Origin of the sequence: Nocardia cerradoensis NBRC 101014, from assembly GCF_000308535.1 — a bacterium.
Taxonomy (GTDB): Bacteria; Actinomycetota; Actinomycetes; order Mycobacteriales; family Mycobacteriaceae; genus Nocardia; species Nocardia cerradoensis.
In genome coordinates this window covers 1-15,977 of the sequence record NZ_BAFW01000211.1, presented here as the reverse complement: position 1 = coordinate 15,977, position 15,977 = coordinate 1, and the positions used below count along the sequence as shown (strand labels likewise).

The window sequence follows — 15,977 nt, the reverse complement described above, 5'->3', positions numbered from 1 at the left end:
ATCGCGCCGCTGCAGCAGGCGCACACTGAACTCGAAGGGCTCGCCGATGTGGTCGCGGGACGCGGCGCCAACAACCGTCGCATGTCCCTGCGCTCCTATGTGCTCGCCGCGCGGCTGGAGGAGGTCGCGATCGCCGGTTCGGCACGCCTGCGGCGGATGTCGGGCGGCCGCTACGAATTCGTCCACTCCGATGCGGCCGGTCCGCGCGGCCGCCGCGGCGGTCTCGGCCTGGACATCCGCGACGACTACACCGGCGCCGTCCGTCCCGCGAAAACACTGTCCGGTGGCGAAACCTTCATGGCCTCGCTGTCACTGGCGCTCGGCCTCGCCGATGTGGTCGCGGCGGAATCCGGTGGCCTGGTCCTCGACACCCTCTTCATCGATGAGGGTTTCGGCAGCCTCGACGCCGACACCCTCGACGCCGTGATGGGTGTGCTGGACGAATTGCGTTCGGGCGGAAGGGTAGTCGGCGTGGTCAGCCACGTCGACGAGATGCGTCAGCGCATCCCCAGCCGCCTCCATGTGATCCGGGAACCGACCGGCTCCCGGCTGCGCACGATCGTCGCCTGATCACCCGCGGCGCAACCGGCTACCCGATTCGCGCAGCGCCCGTAGCTCCGCGGCGTGCGGATCCGGCACGGTGGTCGAGTCCGGAAAGTCGAATCTGCGCACCTGCCGGTCGGTTCCGAACGGCCTCCAACCGGGATCGCCGTGCGTCGCGAAATCGACCCAGGCCCGGTGGATTTCGTCGGCCAGCGGCTGCGGCGGGTTCGGTCCGGTCAGCGGATGTGCCTCGGTGAGTTTGTCGAAGACGAACGGGATCTCCAGCACATGACAGGCGCCGAGGTCGAGAACCTCACTGCGCCAGCCGAATTCGTACACGTGCGTCGGTGCCCCGGCGGCGGCGTTGGCGGCCGCGATGCGCATGGAATCGTCGCGGAAGACCATATCGGTGATCACGGCCGCGAAGAGGTCGGCGGGTGTGGCCTGCGGCCGCTGCCCGGCATAGACGTCCACCACGGCGGGGTCGATGCCGTAGCGAGACAGCACCGGCCCCAGCGTCTCGTCGGTGAGCGTGGCCGCGATGCCGGTCGGGAAGGTGAAGAACCGGAATTCCTCGGCCGTCCAGCCGATGATCAACGGCACGGCGTGGCCGGTGGAGCGGTCCAGCACGTCGACGGGCCGGTCCTCGATGAGTTCGCCGTCGATCACCGGGAAGAAGCTCAGAATCCCGAGGCCGTTGTCGATGATCGTGCGGCCCCACCGGTTCGGATCCGGATTGGTGATCAACTCCAGCGCCACCGCGTCCTGCGCGGTCCGCAGCCGGTCGGGTCCGAGTTCGCCGAAGGCCGCGGCCGTCGGCTCGATTCCCAGTATGCGAGCGAGGTTTTCGGCGACCTTGACGGCGTCGGCGGCCTCGGCGACCGCGGATCCGTTGCCGCTCTGCACGATCGCGCGGTGGAACAGTCCGCGCGCGGGCGCGGCGGTCAGCAGGTCGACCACACTCATTCCGCCCGCCGATTCGCCGAAGACGGTCACAGTGTCGGGGTCGCCACCGAACGCCGCGATATTCTCGCGCACCCAGCGCAGCGCGAAGATCTGGTCGTGCAGGCCGCGGTTGAGCGGTGCGCCGGGCACGGCGGCGAAGCCGGAGATCCCGAGCCGATAGTTGATCGACACCACCACGACCCCGTCGCGGGCGAACGTACTGCCGTCGTACATGGTGCGGGCATTGGAGCCGCGGGTGAAGGCCCCGCCGTGAATCCACACCATGACCGGCAGGCCGGATCCGCCGACATCGGGCGTCCATACGTTCAGATTCAGGTATTCGTCACCGGGCAATCCGTCGCTGCCGATCAGCGCGTGGATCGGCGCGGGATAGGGCGATTGCGCACAGGTCGCGCCGTAGGTCAGCGCGTCGCGCACGCCGTCCCATTCCGGGACCGGCCGCGGCAGATCGAATCGGGCCGGACCCACGGGCGCGGCCGCGTAGGGGATGCCGAGGAATGCGCTCACTTCGTTCTCGGTGCTGCCGCGGACCTTGCCACCTGTGACCGACACGATCGTTTCCATGCAGAACTCCTTCGTCGTTCCGCATTCTGCCCGCCGGACCGACTGTTCGGCACGGGTTCGGCGGGCCGGATCGGGGATCACCCCGACAGTTCAGCGCGTGAGCTGGGCCTTGTCTTCCGCCGCCCGCTCGTGGGCGAGCAGCCAGCGTTTACAGCCCAGCCCCCAGCGGAAGCCGCCGAGCGAGCCGTCCGTCCGCAGAATCCGGTGGCACGGAACGAACAGCGCGGCCGCGTTGCGCGCACAGGCGTTGGCGGCGGCGCGCACGGCCTCCGGGCGGCCGGACCGGAGTGCGAACGCGGTGTAGGTGATCGGCGCGCCGGCCGGTACCGCCCGCAGCACCGACCAGGCGTGTTCGAGGAACGGGCCGGATACCTGCCGCACCGCCACTCCGTCGATGGCGTCCAGTTCGCCCTGGTGATATCGCTCGACGGTGTCGGTGAGCTCGTCGAGGGCGTCGTAGCGGCGCAGCGCGGCAGGTCGCAGTTGCGGATGGACGAGACCGCGCAGCCCCTCCGCATCGGCGGTCCAGCCGGAGGCCAGGACCGCTCCGTCGGCATCGGCGATCACCGTGAACGGCCCGATCGGGGTCGGGACCGTCGCGTAATCGGCGGTGTTCATCGCCGCGCGCCCAGATAGGCCGTGCGACGGCCGGCGTCGGCGGCAGCGGCCCCGGGACGGGCGGCGTCGCCACGACGGTCGAGTGCGGCACGGGCAGGTGTGGGCCGGGTGGCGTCGTCGCGGCCGGCGGGGTATCCGCCGTTGCGCGCCGATGCCGCTCGCGCGGTCGTGGCCACCGCGGTGCGTTCGGAGAGCGCGCGCTTCCACAGATGCATCGACAGATACGACCGCCACGGCGCCCAGCGCGACGTATCGGTGAGATCGATCCCGTACTGGGCCGCGCCCTGCCGGACCACGAGATCGGTATGCAGCAGGATGTCCGGGTCGGCGAGCAGGCGCATCGTCACGTAGTCGGCCGTCCACGGGCCGACCCCGTCGATGGCGAGCAGATCGCGGCGTACGTCGGCGGCGGTCCGGCCGGCGTGCAGTCGCAGGTCACCCGAGGCGAGCGCGCGGGCGGCCCCGACGATCGAGGCGGTCCGGCGGGCCGGTCCGGTCAGCACGTCGGCGCCCCGTTCGGCGATGGCCTCGGCGGTGGGGAAGAGCCGCGGCATCGGGCCGTTGACATTGTCACCGAGCGCGTCGACGAGGCGGGCGGTGTGCGTGGTCGCCGCCGACACCGAGATCTGCTGTCCGATCATGGTGCGCAGCAACAACTCCGAGCCGTCCAGGCAGCCGGGCACGCGGATGCCCGCGCTGATCGCCGGCGCACCGGGCCCGAAGCCCTCGGTGAGGGCGGCGTCGATTCCGACCGGATCGGCGTCCAGGTCGAGCAGATGCCGGATCCGCGCGACCGTCGGCGCCAGATCGCGCATATCGTGCAGCGCCAGACTCGCACGCACATGGCCGGGGTGGATACTCGCGCGCACCGTGGCATGTCCGTGCGGGGTGCGCAGGCTGCGTGTGTAGACGCCGTCCTCCCAGCTCTCCAGCCCGGGGACCGCATGGGCGGAGAGGAACCATTCGAGCCAGCTCGCATCGAGCGGTTCGCGATAGGGCAGGCGCAGGGTGAGGGCGCCGTTGGTGGCGGGCAGGGTGTCGCCGCGCAACCGCCGCGCCTCTTCGCGCAGGACGGTCGGACTCACCACGAACACCTCGCGCACGGTGTCGTTGAACTGCCGGATGCTGGCGAACCCGGCCGCGAAGGCGATGTCGGACATGGGCATTCGCGTGGTCTGGATGAGCAGCCGGGCGGTGTGGGCGCGATGGGCGCGGGCCAGGGCGAGCGGACCGGCGCCGAGTTCGGCGGTGAGTACCCGGGTCAGTTGCCGCTGCGAATAGCCGAGTTTGTCGGCCAGGCCGGGCACGCCGCTGCGTTCGATCACTCCGTCGGCGATCAGCCGCATCGCCCGCGCGGCCAGATCGGCGCGGGTGTTCCACAACGGTGAGCCGGGCGCGGCATCGGGCAGGCACCGGCGGCAGGCGCGAAAGCCGTTCTGTTGCGCGGCGGCAGCGGTGGGAAGGAACGTGACATTCGTACGCTTCGGAGTGATAGCAGGACACGATGGCCGACAGTAGATTCCGGTGGTGCGCACTGCCGTGACGAAATGACCGTCGAAACGGGCATCGCGGGTGGCCACCGCTCGATAACAGCGCTCGAAGTCCAGACCGTTCACACTCACGCAGTCCACCTTGTCAGCCCGAGGCCGCCTGCGCTAGCGGGAATCAGACAACTACCCCCGAGGGACAACGTTTCAGCGACATAGCTGCGTGCTATCAATGATCGGTCGACTGAGAGCAGCTGCGTATAACCGCCGCAAAGGGCCTATTCCGCAGCGTCGCAAGGATTTCGGGTGGGCGGGAGTCGCCGGATGAGTTGTGCGGGGGTCGGTCGCAGATCACACCGCGACCGGCGAGCTCAGCAACACCGGGTCCCGGGGTTGCGATCGGCCGCGGCGTGCCGCTCTCGCCAGTACTCGCGCTCGCTCGGAATCGGCCGATCGGGGTGGCGGCGGCGCAGATGTTCCACATAGCGCGGATAGTCCTGCCCGCCGAGCACCGCGTTCAGATAGCGGGCTGCCGCCCGCACCGCACGCAGCGGCGCCCGGAGAACCGCCACGGCACGCCGGTGCGTTCTCGCCTCCGTGGCGGCGGACGGGGCCGGCGCGGCATCTGCCGCCGCGCCGGAACCCTCGAATTCGCTTGCTAGGAAGCCGGTTCCGGAGTCGACGCGTGCGCTGCTCCGGGGACCTTCACCGCTCCCGTGCGTTCCAGTTCCTCCCATTCGCGCTGCACCTCCTTCTCGGCCTTGGTGGTGAGGAAGCCCGAGGGCCCGAAGATCTTCGACGGCACTTCCGGAGTCTCGGTGGTGGCTCCACCACCGCGCCGCACCGCCTGAACGCACACGATCACACCGACCACGGCGACGATCAACACCAGCACCGCGAAGATGATCGACAGTGAGCCCTGGATGAACGTGTTGCGCACGACCTTGTCCATATCGGCCATGCTCTTGGCCGGTGCGAGCACCTTCCCGGCGTCACGCGCGTCGCTGTAGATGCGGTGCTGGGTCCAGTAGCCGATGTTCTTGTCGCCGGAGAAGATCTTCTGCCACGAGGCCGTCATGGTGACGATGAGATCCCAGATCAGCGGCAGCGCCGGAATCCAGGCCCACTTCCACAGCCTCTTCTTCATCACGATCACCAACACCACCGTCAGCGCGACCGCGGCCAGCAGCTGATTGGCGATACCGAACAGCGGATACAGCGTGTAGATACCGCCGAGCGGATCGGTGACGCCCATCAACAGCACCGAACCCCAGGCGGCGACCACGACGAAGGTGCACAGCCACGCTCCCGGCCGCCAGGACGGATCCTTGAACTTGCGGGCCGGGCCGCCGAGGTTGCCGAGCGTGTCCGAGAGCATGAAGCGCGCGACGCGGGTGCCGGCATCGATGGTGGTCAGGATGAACAGCGCCTCGAACATGATCGCGAAGTGGTACCAGAACGACTTCATCGCGGCACCGCCGATGAAGTTGTGCATCACCTCGGCCATGCCGACGGCCAGTGTGGGCGCGCCGCCGGTGCGCGAGTAGATCGCCTGTTCACCCACGTCGTGGGCGGCCTGGTTCAACTCGTTCGCCGTGATCGGTGTCCCGCCGAGCCCGAGGGCGTTCACCTTGTCCGCGGCGGCCTGCGCGCTGGTGAGGCCGCCGGTGTTCATCGCGAAGTACAGATGCTGGTCGAGAATGCTGGCCGCGATGATCGCCATCACCGCGACGAACGACTCCATCAGCATGCCGCCGTAGCCGATCATCCGTGCCTGCGACTGCTTTTCGAGCAGTTTCGGCGTGGTGCCCGAGGACACCAGGGCGTGGAATCCGGAGAGCGCACCGCAGGCGATGGTGATGAACAGGAACGGGAAGAGGCTGCCCGCGAACGCCGGCCCCTTGGAGTTCCCGGCGAACTGGGAGACCGCGGGTGCGTGCAGCACCGGCATGGTGATCACCACGCCCAGCGCCAGCAGCACGATCGTGCCGACCTTCATGAACGTAGACAGATAGTCGCGCGGCGCCAGCAACAGCCAGACCGGCAGCACCGAGGCGATGAAGCCGTAGATGATCAGCATCCACGCGATGGTGGTGCCGGAGAGGGTGAACAGATCACGGCCCCAGCCGGATTCCGACACCCAGCGCCCGGAGACGATGGCCAGCAGCAACAGGACGAATCCGACGACGGAGATCTCGCCGACCTTGCCCGGCCGCGCGTAGCGCAGATACAGACCCATCAGCAGCGCGATCGGAATCGTCATCGAAATCGAGAACACACCCCACGGGCTGCCGCCGTGCAGTTGCCCGTCGGCGCCCTTGGTCGCGGCGAGCGCGTTGACCACCACGATGCCCAGCACGGCCAGCAGAATCACCATGATCACCAGCACCGCGATCAGCGCCGCGACACCGCCCACCACACCGAGTTCGTCACGAGCCATCTGCCCGAGACTGCGGCCGCGGCGCTTCACCGAAGCCCACAGCACCAGATAGTCCTGGACGGCGCCCGCGAGCACGACGCCGATCACGATCCACAGCGTGCCCGGCAGATACCCCATCTGCGCCGCGAGGACCGGCCCGACCAGCGGCCCGGCGCCGGCGATGGCGGCGAAATGATGGCCGAACAGGACCCGCCGGTCCATCGGCATGTAGTCGGTGCCGTTCTCCAGTTCCTCGGCCGGAGTGGCGGTGTCGTCGCGCGGCTTGGTGATCTTCCATTCGATCAGCCGCGCGTAGAACTGGTAGGCGATGATGTAGGTGCACACCGCCGCGATGACGATCCATACCGCGTTGACGTTCTCGCCGCGGGCGACGGCGAGGATCGCCCAGGCCACCGCACCGAAGACGGCGACGGCCGCGAAGATCGCCTTCTTGGCAGGCGTGATCGGCCGGCGGTCGACGATCCCGACGGGAGGCAGCTCCGGCTCGGTTCGGAGGTATTCGATCGTCGCCATGCGAGCTACTCTCCCGTGCTGGTCTAGGTCCGATCGGAGAGGAGCTTCCGGCCGGACATCAGGTGGAACTGACTCAAGGTAGCGGAATCCCGCCGAATCGGGCGAGCCCTCCCCGGTATCCGCACCCCGTTCAGGAACTGTTCATCGGATCGGATCAGGCCTCGCGGGCTGAACCACAGGTAGCCGCGTGCCGGGCGGCCCGGGCGTCATTCGGGCGGGACGGCCGATGAATACCGCCGGCCCAGTGTCCGGATGTGGTCCACGAGCTCCGGCGGTCCGTCGACGCGGAAGTCCATCATCAGCATGCTCAGGTAGATCGCGATCGTCTCCAAAGTGTCCGCCCCGGTGTACAACACACACGACTGTGCGTCGACGGGTTCCACCACGCCCACGGCCGGGTTGATGCGCGCGATCACCGTTTCGGCCGGCGCCAGTACGGTGACCCGGGCGTGGACTCGCCAACCGGCCGTGGCGATTTCCCGCAGCACGAACGCCACGAGATCGTCCGCGGGCAGCGTACGGGCCGCGAAGTGGCGGGATCCACTCGCGACACTGTCGACGGCGGCCACGGGAAGCGCTCGCCAGCCATGGGTTTCGAGATCGTAGGCGACGAGATACCACCGGCGTTGCCAGTTGATCAGCCGATACGGTTCGAGCAGTCCGCCGTCGACGGTCAGGATCCGAGTGCCGCGAATCGCGGACGCGATGGTGGTGAGGGTCTGTGCCGGCACGGGCGCATCGGGTTCGCGTGAGCCGGTCGTCGCGGGACCGATCTCGGTGGCCGTGCGCAACGCTGTCACCTTGCGCTGCAACCGAACCGGCAGGATCCGCTCCAACTTGGCGAGCGCCCGCGTCACGTTCTCGTCGATATCCGCGATTCCGGTGGACCCGTCCTCCGCGAGGCCGATCGCCACCGCCACCGCGACCGCCTCGTCGTCGTCGAGCAGCAGCGGCGGCATCGTCTTGCCCTGGCCGATCCGATAGCCGCCGACCGCGCCGCGTTCGGCATGGACCGGATAGCCGAGTTCCCGCAACCGGGCGATGTCCTGACGCAGGGTCCGGTCGCTCACATCGAGGCGTTGCGCCAGCTCCCGGCCGGTATATGTGCGGTCCTGCAACAGCGACAGCAGGCGCAGCACGCGAGTTGTGGTGGAGGTCACATCTAAGCCTTTTCCGGCGGCGGATTATTAGGAAGGAAACAAGCCTAATAGCCGCATAGTCTGAGTTCAACGTTGAAAACGAAGAACGAAAGGCTCTCCGATGAACGCCACCTCCGTTGCCCCCGCCGCCGCTCTCGCCCCGGTCTGGCGTGACGTCGTCGCCGACTCCTACCGCGCTCTCGCCGACGCGGTCGCCGGAATCGGCGCCGCCCAGTGGGACCTGCCCACCCCGTGCTCGCAGTGGACCGTCACGCAGGTCGTCCAGCACGCCGCCGGTGATCAGCTCGCCTTCGCCGCCGCCCTCGGCGTGGGCGCCGGTCCCGCCTACGACCCCTTCGCCCCTTCCGGCTCGCTGGACGGCACCGGCGTGGAGCTGATCTCCGCCGCCCTCGACCAGACCGCCACCGCCTGGGCCACCGTCACCGACGCCGCCGAAACCGTCCCCACCCCGCTCCCGCACGGCGCCCTCCCGACCCCCGTCGCCGCCGTCATGGCCGCCTTGGATGCCGCCGTCCACGCCTGGGACATCGCGATCGCCACCGGCCGGCCGTCCCCGCTCACCGACACCCTGGCCACCCATCTCCTCACTGCCGCAACCGATCTGATCGAACCGCTGCGCCAGTGGGGCGCCTATGCGGCGGTGCTGGATGCCGAGCCCGGCGACACCCCCACCGACACCCTCCTGCGCTACCTCGGCCGCAACCCACGCGCCTGAGTCCGCTGGTCACTCTCCGCGAGAACGGGTTTCGTGCCGGTACGCGATGGCCGGCCGGACCCGTTCGGAGACTCCGGAGGGGGTGTGGAAGGCGGATTCAGAAGGCGAGGGCAGACCAGGGCATCGTGATATCGAAGGGGTGTCCGAAGGCAATGCCCGCCTCGTCGTTGTGTGTCCATTCGCCGACGAGCAGATAGTTGGCCGGTCGTAACGGCGTCACACCGTCCGGCAGCCGCGCGTGACCGACTTCGAGCCCGTAGGCGCGAACGACATCGATCGAACTCACGTCGCGTTGTAGCGTCACTTCCCAATACCAGGGAATTCCGGCGCTCGCGTACCGGGCTTTCTTCGCTTCCATATCGGTTTGGCTGTTCGACGGTGACCGCACCTCTCCGACCAGAACCGTGTCCGCAGCGCGGACATCGGCATAGGGCGGCAAGCATCGGTGTACGAGAAAATCGGGAGTGAGGAAGTCGTTCTTGCCCGCGCGGCCGAGGAAGACATTCGTTTCGGCTTCCGCCTCCCAGCATCGATCCGGGCGCAGGCTCATGTCCTCGCGCACACAGCGCTCGAATTCGTTCGTCAGCCGGCGGGTGAAGCGCTGATGCTCGCGTGGGCCGCAGGGCAACCACACGATCCGCCCTTCCCACAGCTCGATCTGGTCCGCCACGTCCGCCGGAAGCCGTTCCAGTTCCTCCCACGTCATGTATTCGGGGAGGTCGGGGCGGTCGATACCGCGCAGGACCATGCCGCCAATCGTAACTCGCAGACGGTAGGGACCACCCGTGGTCGCTTTGCGTGCTCGGCCGGTCTTGCTAGTCGTTCCCGTGTCGGTCCAGCACGCGGGTCAGCAGCCGGATCAGGCGGTCGCGCTCCGGCGTCGTCAGTCCGCCGAATATCTCGTCCTGGGCGGCGGTCAATGCGGCGTCCAGTTCGTGCAGTCGTCGTTCGCCGGCTGCGGTGAGGGTGATCAGGTTGCGGCGGCGGTCGTCCGGATCGGGTTGTCGCGCAACGTATTTCTGCGACTCGAGCTCGGTCAGCATGGCGTGCATATCGCTGCGGTCGATGCGGCACCGCCGGCCGATCGCCACTTGGCTGGCCGGCCCGAACTCGTCGAGTGCGGCCAGAATCGCGAAGTGGTAGCCGCGGGCGCCGGCCGCCGACATGGCTTCTCCGATATGCCGCTGGGCGAGTGCCGCGGTCTTGCTGACCAGCCAACTCGGTTTGCCACGCAGCCGTGCGGGTGTGTCGTCCATGCGTGAAGTCTAGTGGATTCGTTGGACGGGCCAACGAATGTGGAGTACCGTCGCCTGGGTAAATCGTTGGGTGGTCCAACGATTGTCGGAGGTGGAGAAAATGGTGCTCACGCTGGATGAAGCACACGCCATCAGTGCCCAGATACGCTCTCGCGCTGCGAAATTGGGTGCCCGAGTGACCGTGGCCGTCGTGGACGAGGGTGGGCATGTGCGAGTGCTGGATCGGATGGACGGTGCTCCACCGCTCTCGGCTCGGATCGCCCCCGCGAAGGCCGCCGGCGTCGCTCTGTTCCATCGCGACGGCGGTGAACTGCAGCAGCTCCAGAAAGCCTGGCCCGCCCTGTTCGATCGCATCGATCGGTTGTCACCGGCACCGATCGTGGTGGGCGCGGGCTCGCGGCTGATTCGTCGCGACGGTGTCGTACTCGGCGCGGTCGCGGTCAGTGGCGGGCGGCCCGAACAGGACGACGAATGCGCCGAGTTCGGGCTCGCTACTTCTCGATCGACACCCGACGCGGCGTGAAGGACTGCTACGAATCAGGCTGTGTGCGAACGGTATTCATGCCAGCGCTCGACGGCGGCCTGGACGGCTTCCTCATCCTGGGTCGCATGAGCGCCCGATGCCCCGGCCGCCCCGAGGATCACCCCGTTCTCGGTGACGAGCACGCCACCCGCGAACGGAATGTAGTCGCCGTCGAAGAGATGCTGAATGCTGTCGACGATCTCACCCGGCAGGGGGAGTTGTCCCGAGGGATGCAGCGTGAGGAGTGCGGTGCGCGCCTTGGCCACCGCGAGCCGACTCGTCATCGGCATCCCGCCGTCCGCCCGTCGCAGCGCGATCACCGCGCCGCTCACATCGGTCACCGCCACCGCCAGCGGCGGAAATCGGTGTTCGGAGGCGACCGTCAATGCCGCGGTCACCAGCCAATCGGCATCGGCCAAGCCCAATCCGGGAAGTCGAGGGATCTGCGCCATGGATCGACCTTAGCCCGGTGCCGTCCCAGCGTGCGGTCGGCGGTGTGGAACGTCTAATCCGTTGTGGCAGTGTATCTTTGTGTGCCGCGTCGCGGAGCCGTCCCACCTTGTCCAGCAGGCCGATTCGTCGCTGTGGTCGAGGGCGGCCGAACGGTAGGTTGGCGGCATGTCCATCGACGATCTTCCGGCCGAGGTCGCGTGCAGTGTGGGGCTGTTCCTCACCGCTGTCGACGAGTTGTCGCCGGGTTTGGTCACCGGCTTCTATCTGGTCGGTTCCGTCGCGTTGGGCGATTTCCATGCCCACGGCGCCGGGCGAGGGCGGCTCACCACCGCGAGCGATATCGACTTCGTCGCGGTCACCGATCAGCGCGTCGAGCCGGACTCGCCGGAGATGACAGGCTTGGCCGAGGCGCACCGTCGCACGGTCCGCGCGGCACCGCGGCCGAATTTCGATGGCGCCGTCCTGAATTGGACGGATCTCGCCGCGGGGCCGATCGAGTGCCCCGATGTTCCCTGCGCCCAGGAGAGCCGGTTCACCGCCTCCGGTCGCTCCGGTATCAACCCGGTGACGTTCTGCGAGCTGGCCTGGCACGGGATCACGGTTCGCGGCCCGCGGCCGGATGACATCGAGGTGTGGGCGGATCGAACGGCCTTGCGCGACTTCACCGTGGACAATGTGCGCGGCTATTGGCGGCCGTGGTGGGAGCGCTCGCGGAGAGCGCATCCGCTGTCGCTCGCCGTGGGGCTGACCCCGTGGTTCCCGGTATGGGCAGTGCTCGGGGTGAGCCGCCTTCACCACCTGCTCGCGACCGGAACGATGACCTCCAAATGCGGAGCCGGCCGTTACGCGTTGAGAACGTTCGACTCGCGTTGGCAGCCGATCATCGCCGAGAGCCTCCACCTCCGCACCGACGGTGCCGAGGGGAACCGCACCTACCGCAATCCGCTCGCACGCCGCCGTGACACTCTCGCGTTTCTGGATGCGGCGATCGACAGCGCGCTCGCGCTGCCCGCCACCTCCTGAGCGGCCGGTCGCGCACAGGTGGCGGATCGTCCGGGCATGCACTGGCCAGGGTCGGCGGCCCCGGGGTACTCCATGCACTGCTCGCGACCTGGGCAGATTCGGTCGCCGAACGTGCGCCGCGTAGACTCTTGCACTCGTGAGTCTCACCCTCGGTATCGTCGGCCTGCCCAACGTCGGAAAGTCGACGCTGTTCAACGCGCTGACCCGCAACGACGTGCTCGCGGCGAACTACCCCTTCGCCACCATCGAGCCGAACGTCGGCGTGGTGCCGCTGCCCGACCCGAGGCTGGACAAGCTCGCCGAGATCTTCGGCTCCGAGCGCATCGTCCCCGCGACGGTGTCCTTCGTCGACATCGCCGGCATCGTCAAGGGCGCCTCCGAGGGCGCGGGCCTGGGCAACAAATTCCTCGCCAACATCCGCGAAGCCGACGCCATCTGCCAGGTGGTCCGCGTCTTCGCCGACGACGACGTGGTCCACGTCGACGGCAAGGTCGACCCCCTCAGCGATATCGAGGTCATCGAAACCGAGCTCATCCTCGCCGACCTGCAGACCCTGGAGAAGGCGGTCGTCCGCCTCGACAAGGAAGCCAAGGTCAAGAAGGACCGCAAGCCGGTCGCCGACGCCGCCAAGCAGGCCCAGGAATTCCTCAACGAGGGCAAAACCCTCTACGCCGTCCGCGACAAGCTCGACGCCGACCTCCTGCGCGAACTGTCGCTGCTCACCACCAAGCCGTTCCTCTACGTCTTCAACGCCGACGAGTCGGTCCTGACCGACGAGGCCCGCGTCGCCGAACTGAAAGCCGCTGTCGCCCCGGCCGATGCGGTCTTCCTCGACGCCAAGGTGGAAGCCGAACTCCTGGAGTTGGACGCCGAATCCGCCCTGGAACTACTGGAATCCATCGGCCAGACCGAACCGGGCCTGCACGCCCTGGCCCGAGCCGGCTTCCACACCCTCGGCCTCCAGACCTACCTCACCGCCGGCCCGAAAGAAGCCCGCGCGTGGACCATCCACCAAGGCGACACCGCCCCCAAGGCAGCCGGCGTCATCCACACCGACTTCGAACGCGGCTTCATCAAGGCCGAAATCGTGGCCTACGACGACCTGGTCGAGGCCGGTTCCATGGCCGCCGCCAAGTCCGCAGGCAAGGTGCGGATGGAAGGTAAGGACTACGTCATGCACGACGGGGACGTGGTCGAGTTCCGCTTCAACGTGTAGCGGATCAGCGTCTGGAAGAAGTAGGGCAGCGCTTTCAGCGCTGCTGTCAGCGACCTTGCAGAGGCCCCCATTCGGTATTCGGGTGGGGGCTCAGTCGTTTCGCCGGCGCCGAGCCGTTGGCCGGTTCGATCAGCGCGGTATGCGGCAGTTGCGGACGTTCCGCCAGCCTCACGTCGGCTCGGCCGGTCGATCGTTTGGTCGTACCCGGCTGGTTGGTTCGATCAGCGGAGCGAAGCGGCCACCGCGATCTCAACCGATCTCAACCCTAGTCAGTCGTTGCGGGGATTATCAGGCCACGACGGATAGCCTCGGCGCGGTAGCTGTCTACTTCCTCCTGGGCTTGCCTGGCCAACTCGGGTTCGTTTTGCCGTTCCCACTTCGCTACCTCGCCCTCCCAGAACGGGATGTGCCGCAAAAGATCATCGTCGTCCTTCGACGGTGGGGAACCGTGGCTGGGCTGCCAATTGTCCATACGCGAATCATGCAACCACGGCACCGACGAGCAGGTGGACTGCTGGTCGAGTCGGTGTTTCTCCACGTCGTGAACCGCGCAGTCGAACCGCTACGAGCACAGACTCATTCAGTGCCGCCGGGCGATTCCGGCAGGGGCCAGGCTGTGTCGTCGATGTCCTTACTGGCTGGTTCGCTCAGCGCGCCATGCGGCAATGCAGGATGTTGTGGTGGTCCGCTAATCCGGTCCGCCGAGCACGATCGGCCGGTAGGCGAGAGCCTTGTCCACGATCTGCTCGGGGGTCAACGGCGGATCAGAGAAGTCCCAGAAGAGGTGGTCGGAGATGTGCGGGTCCGCCACCGAATCCTGGAGCTGCATGAGCCATTCATCCAACTGTTCCTCGCTGCCCTCGACGTTCTGGATGCGTGCGACTAGTTCGATGAGTTGCTTGCGATCGAGCCTGGCCATGGTGCTCGCCTTCGTTTTGAGTTCCGTCCATGATCGCAATGAAGACGCGGGGAACGGTGTGTACGGTGCACGCTCGTCGCCAGTGCAAGACGTTCCGATGGCCTCGAACCGGCACTGTCCGTTGATCTTCCGCTGGGCCGCGCAAGCCGCTTCGAACAGCGCTCAACGCGGCATGAGCGTGCGCTGTCAGCCGTGGCAATAGACCCGGACGAGCACTGTGTCTTCGGGCAGTGTCGCCAGGTAGTTCTGGTTGCCGCGAGGCGGTACTGGGCAGTCGGGCTCGTCTTCGTAGGACGTGTTTTCGTCCTCGTCCTTATGCCAGCAGACGCCGCTGTCCTCGACCCACCAACCGTCGAGGGTTAGTACGTCGCACCATGCGAGGGTCTTCCTTGTGAGGTCCAGCAGTGCTTTTGGCCCGCCCGCGCATTCGCCTCGGTTGGTGGGCAGCACTTCGCCTCGGTAGTTGGGGGTGTCGTGGATCAACCGAGGGTCGTCCTCATAGCCCGGTCGTACGTAGAACCCGGCTCCTTCGCCGCCGCCCCGAATCCGCCATGTGTCCCACATGCTCCGCTCAGCGGGTTGTTCGTACATCTCGAACGGAGCGAGTGCTCGAGTGAGCGCAGTCTGCACATCATCGATCGCATCCGGCGGCAAGCACACAACCACCCAGATATGCGCCAAAACCCCTCCCCTTCTTCAACACCGAGCGCCCAGACTACCGCTCAAAATCGGCAAACACAGATATTTGACCGGTTGGCCAGCCGAAGCGACCCTGTCATCGGCATGTCAGTCCGTTCGGCCGCTGTCGTATGGCCGCGGCCCGTTGGTCTTCGGTTGCCCCGCGCTGGCCGGTTCGGTCAGCGCGGGCTGCGGCAAAATAGCGCGTTGGTATTGCGGTTTGGTGAGGCCGACGTGGTGCTTATGCTCGCAGGATGTCCGCGACTGCTACTGCTCAGGTGATCCACGGTCTTACTGGATTGGCAGCAGAGGACATACTTTTCGAACGCTGTTGGCCGTTGATCGCGCAAGTCCTACTGCGTCAGGGCTTCTCGTGGTCTGCCCTGAACGATCTGGCGGCGATGGATTTCCGCGACGACAGCGTGATCGAGACCAAGCTCGGCAAGCTGCACGGCCAGATCGACCGCCATCTCGGAGGTGCGCCACGCCTCGATCCCTGGGATGTGGTCGCCGGGACCTACGGTCGTGCCTGGCGGATGGACCTGATCGGCCCGATCTCCGCCATGTGGAGGATCGATAACCTTTGGTGGCGGATCCGCAAGCTGGACAGGAAGGACCGCGGCGGACTTCTTGTCATTTGGGCGGGAATGGGAGTCAAGGAACAAGACGACGGAACTTCTCCGTTGCAAGCTATTGACGACCTCGCAGTTGACGTGCTCAGCGAGGCAGACTTGCTGCTCCCGCCTGGCGCGGTGGACTACGAGCTCTGCAAAGCCGTGCGGGAAGCCTTGGATGCCAATGGGTACTGACCGCTGCAAGCACGCCCTCGATGGCACGGTCATCGGCATGTCATTGCGTCAGGCCGACTTCAGATCGATACCGCCCGTCGATCTTCCGCGGCGT

At 67.2% G+C, this 15,977-nt stretch carries 17 protein-coding genes; 6 read left to right on the top strand and 11 right to left on the bottom strand.

Annotated features, from left to right (window positions below):
• On the top strand, positions 1 to 570 hold a 570-nt coding region (locus ON23_RS22365; protein WP_039780557.1), incomplete at its 5' end, for an SbcC/MukB-like Walker B domain-containing protein.
• Here the strand turns inward: ON23_RS22365 and ON23_RS22360 are convergent.
• From ON23_RS22360 to ON23_RS22335, 6 genes are all read right to left on the bottom strand, one after another.
• A complete protein-coding gene (locus ON23_RS22360; RefSeq protein ID WP_039780569.1) occupies positions 571 to 2,073 on the bottom strand; it encodes a carboxylesterase/lipase family protein in 1,503 nt (500 codons plus the stop codon). It abuts the gene before it with no gap.
• A gap of 90 nt (positions 2,074 to 2,163) precedes the next feature.
• Complete coding sequence (locus ON23_RS22355; RefSeq protein WP_039780556.1) at positions 2,164 to 2,691, bottom strand: methylated-DNA--[protein]-cysteine S-methyltransferase; 528 nt, start codon at positions 2,689 to 2,691, stop codon at positions 2,164 to 2,166.
• Complete coding sequence (locus ON23_RS22350; protein ID WP_083904169.1) at positions 2,688 to 4,322, bottom strand: AlkA N-terminal domain-containing protein; 1,635 nt, start codon at positions 4,320 to 4,322, stop codon at positions 2,688 to 2,690. The genes ON23_RS22355 and ON23_RS22350 overlap by 4 nt, the downstream gene beginning before the upstream one ends.
• Before the next feature lie 227 nt (positions 4,323 to 4,549).
• Complete coding sequence (locus ON23_RS22345; protein ID WP_039780566.1) at positions 4,550 to 4,729, bottom strand: YbdD/YjiX family protein; 180 nt, start codon at positions 4,727 to 4,729, stop codon at positions 4,550 to 4,552.
• A gap of 107 nt (positions 4,730 to 4,836) precedes the next feature.
• Positions 4,837 to 7,131 (bottom strand): carbon starvation CstA family protein, encoded by a 2,295-nt coding sequence (locus ON23_RS22340; protein WP_039780554.1) that lies wholly within the window; start codon positions 7,129 to 7,131, stop codon positions 4,837 to 4,839.
• A 206-nt stretch (positions 7,132 to 7,337) separates the two neighbouring features.
• The gene (locus ON23_RS22335) at positions 7,338 to 8,291 is read right to left on the bottom strand and encodes a helix-turn-helix transcriptional regulator (RefSeq protein WP_039780553.1); all 954 of its coding nucleotides are present in this window, start codon (positions 8,289 to 8,291) and stop codon (positions 7,338 to 7,340) included.
• Between the two features lie 100 nt (positions 8,292 to 8,391).
• Between ON23_RS22335 and ON23_RS22330 the strand changes: the two genes are divergently transcribed.
• Positions 8,392 to 9,006 (top strand): TIGR03086 family metal-binding protein, encoded by a 615-nt coding sequence (locus tag ON23_RS22330; RefSeq protein WP_039780551.1) that lies wholly within the window; start codon positions 8,392 to 8,394, stop codon positions 9,004 to 9,006.
• A 97-nt stretch (positions 9,007 to 9,103) separates the two neighbouring features.
• Here ON23_RS22330 and ON23_RS22325 read toward each other — a convergent pair whose 3' ends face one another.
• The gene (locus tag ON23_RS22325; RefSeq protein ID WP_039780549.1) at positions 9,104 to 9,754 is read right to left on the bottom strand and encodes a Uma2 family endonuclease; all 651 of its coding nucleotides are present in this window, start codon (positions 9,752 to 9,754) and stop codon (positions 9,104 to 9,106) included.
• 67 nt (positions 9,755 to 9,821) lie between these two features.
• Positions 9,822 to 10,262 carry a MarR family winged helix-turn-helix transcriptional regulator gene (locus tag ON23_RS22320; protein WP_039780548.1) on the bottom strand — a complete coding sequence of 147 codons (441 nt, stop codon included), beginning with the start codon at positions 10,260 to 10,262 and terminating at the stop codon, positions 9,822 to 9,824.
• A 37-nt stretch (positions 10,263 to 10,299) separates the two neighbouring features.
• Here ON23_RS22320 and ON23_RS22315 point away from each other — a divergent pair, with 37 nt between their 5' ends.
• The gene (locus tag ON23_RS22315; RefSeq protein WP_083904168.1) at positions 10,300 to 10,785 is read left to right on the top strand and encodes a GlcG/HbpS family heme-binding protein; all 486 of its coding nucleotides are present in this window, start codon (positions 10,300 to 10,302) and stop codon (positions 10,783 to 10,785) included.
• A gap of 14 nt (positions 10,786 to 10,799) precedes the next feature.
• On the opposite strand, the gene ON23_RS22310 is transcribed toward ON23_RS22315, so the two are convergent.
• A complete protein-coding gene (locus ON23_RS22310) occupies positions 10,800 to 11,237 on the bottom strand; it encodes a GlcG/HbpS family heme-binding protein (protein WP_174376511.1) in 438 nt (145 codons plus the stop codon).
• Positions 11,238 to 11,403: 166 nt separating this feature from the next.
• On the opposite strand from ON23_RS22310, the gene ON23_RS22305 reads away from it, so the two are divergent.
• The gene (locus ON23_RS22305) at positions 11,404 to 12,261 is read left to right on the top strand and encodes a nucleotidyltransferase family protein (protein ID WP_051043085.1); all 858 of its coding nucleotides are present in this window, start codon (positions 11,404 to 11,406) and stop codon (positions 12,259 to 12,261) included.
• A gap of 136 nt (positions 12,262 to 12,397) precedes the next feature.
• A complete protein-coding gene (gene ychF, locus ON23_RS22300) occupies positions 12,398 to 13,477 on the top strand; it encodes a redox-regulated ATPase YchF (protein ID WP_039780547.1) in 1,080 nt (359 codons plus the stop codon).
• A gap of 688 nt (positions 13,478 to 14,165) precedes the next feature.
• On the opposite strand, the gene ON23_RS22290 is transcribed toward ychF, so the two are convergent.
• Positions 14,166 to 14,396: a bacteriocin immunity protein gene (locus ON23_RS22290; protein ID WP_039780545.1), complete on the bottom strand. Its 231-nt coding sequence runs from the start codon at positions 14,394 to 14,396 to the stop codon at positions 14,166 to 14,168.
• A gap of 186 nt (positions 14,397 to 14,582) precedes the next feature.
• A complete protein-coding gene (locus ON23_RS22285) occupies positions 14,583 to 15,077 on the bottom strand; it encodes a hypothetical protein (RefSeq protein ID WP_143860188.1) in 495 nt (164 codons plus the stop codon).
• 251 nt (positions 15,078 to 15,328) lie between these two features.
• Between ON23_RS22285 and ON23_RS22280 the strand changes: the two genes are divergently transcribed.
• Positions 15,329 to 15,883 carry a hypothetical protein gene (locus ON23_RS22280; RefSeq protein WP_143860186.1) on the top strand — a complete coding sequence of 185 codons (555 nt, stop codon included), beginning with the start codon at positions 15,329 to 15,331 and terminating at the stop codon, positions 15,881 to 15,883.
• Positions 15,884 to 15,977: the final 94 nt, after the last annotated feature.

What these genes read in the sequence shown, in the direction of transcription:
- ON23_RS22360 (WP_039780569.1), bottom strand. Translation starts at nt 2,073, where the DNA reads ATGGAAACGATCGTGTCGGTCACAGGTGGCAAGGTCCGCGGCAGCACC.
- ON23_RS22355 (WP_039780556.1), bottom strand. Translation starts at nt 2,691, where the DNA reads ATGAACACCGCCGATTACGCGACGGTCCCGACCCCGATCGGGCCGTTC.
- ON23_RS22340 (WP_039780554.1), bottom strand. Translation starts at nt 7,131, where the DNA reads ATGGCGACGATCGAATACCTCCGAACCGAGCCGGAGCTGCCTCCCGTC.
- ON23_RS22330 (WP_039780551.1), top strand. Translation starts at nt 8,392, where the DNA reads ATGAACGCCACCTCCGTTGCCCCCGCCGCCGCTCTCGCCCCGGTCTGG.
- ON23_RS22325 (WP_039780549.1), bottom strand. Translation starts at nt 9,754, where the DNA reads ATGGTCCTGCGCGGTATCGACCGCCCCGACCTCCCCGAATACATGACG.
- ON23_RS22320 (WP_039780548.1), bottom strand. Translation starts at nt 10,262, where the DNA reads ATGGACGACACACCCGCACGGCTGCGTGGCAAACCGAGTTGGCTGGTC.
- ON23_RS22315 (WP_083904168.1), top strand. Translation starts at nt 10,300, where the DNA reads ATGTGGAGTACCGTCGCCTGGGTAAATCGTTGGGTGGTCCAACGATTG.
- ON23_RS22310 (WP_174376511.1), bottom strand. Translation starts at nt 11,237, where the DNA reads ATGGCGCAGATCCCTCGACTTCCCGGATTGGGCTTGGCCGATGCCGAT.
- ON23_RS22305 (WP_051043085.1), top strand. Translation starts at nt 11,404, where the DNA reads ATGTCCATCGACGATCTTCCGGCCGAGGTCGCGTGCAGTGTGGGGCTG.
- ON23_RS22290 (WP_039780545.1), bottom strand. Translation starts at nt 14,396, where the DNA reads ATGGCCAGGCTCGATCGCAAGCAACTCATCGAACTAGTCGCACGCATC.
- ON23_RS22280 (WP_143860186.1), top strand. Translation starts at nt 15,329, where the DNA reads ATGTCCGCGACTGCTACTGCTCAGGTGATCCACGGTCTTACTGGATTG.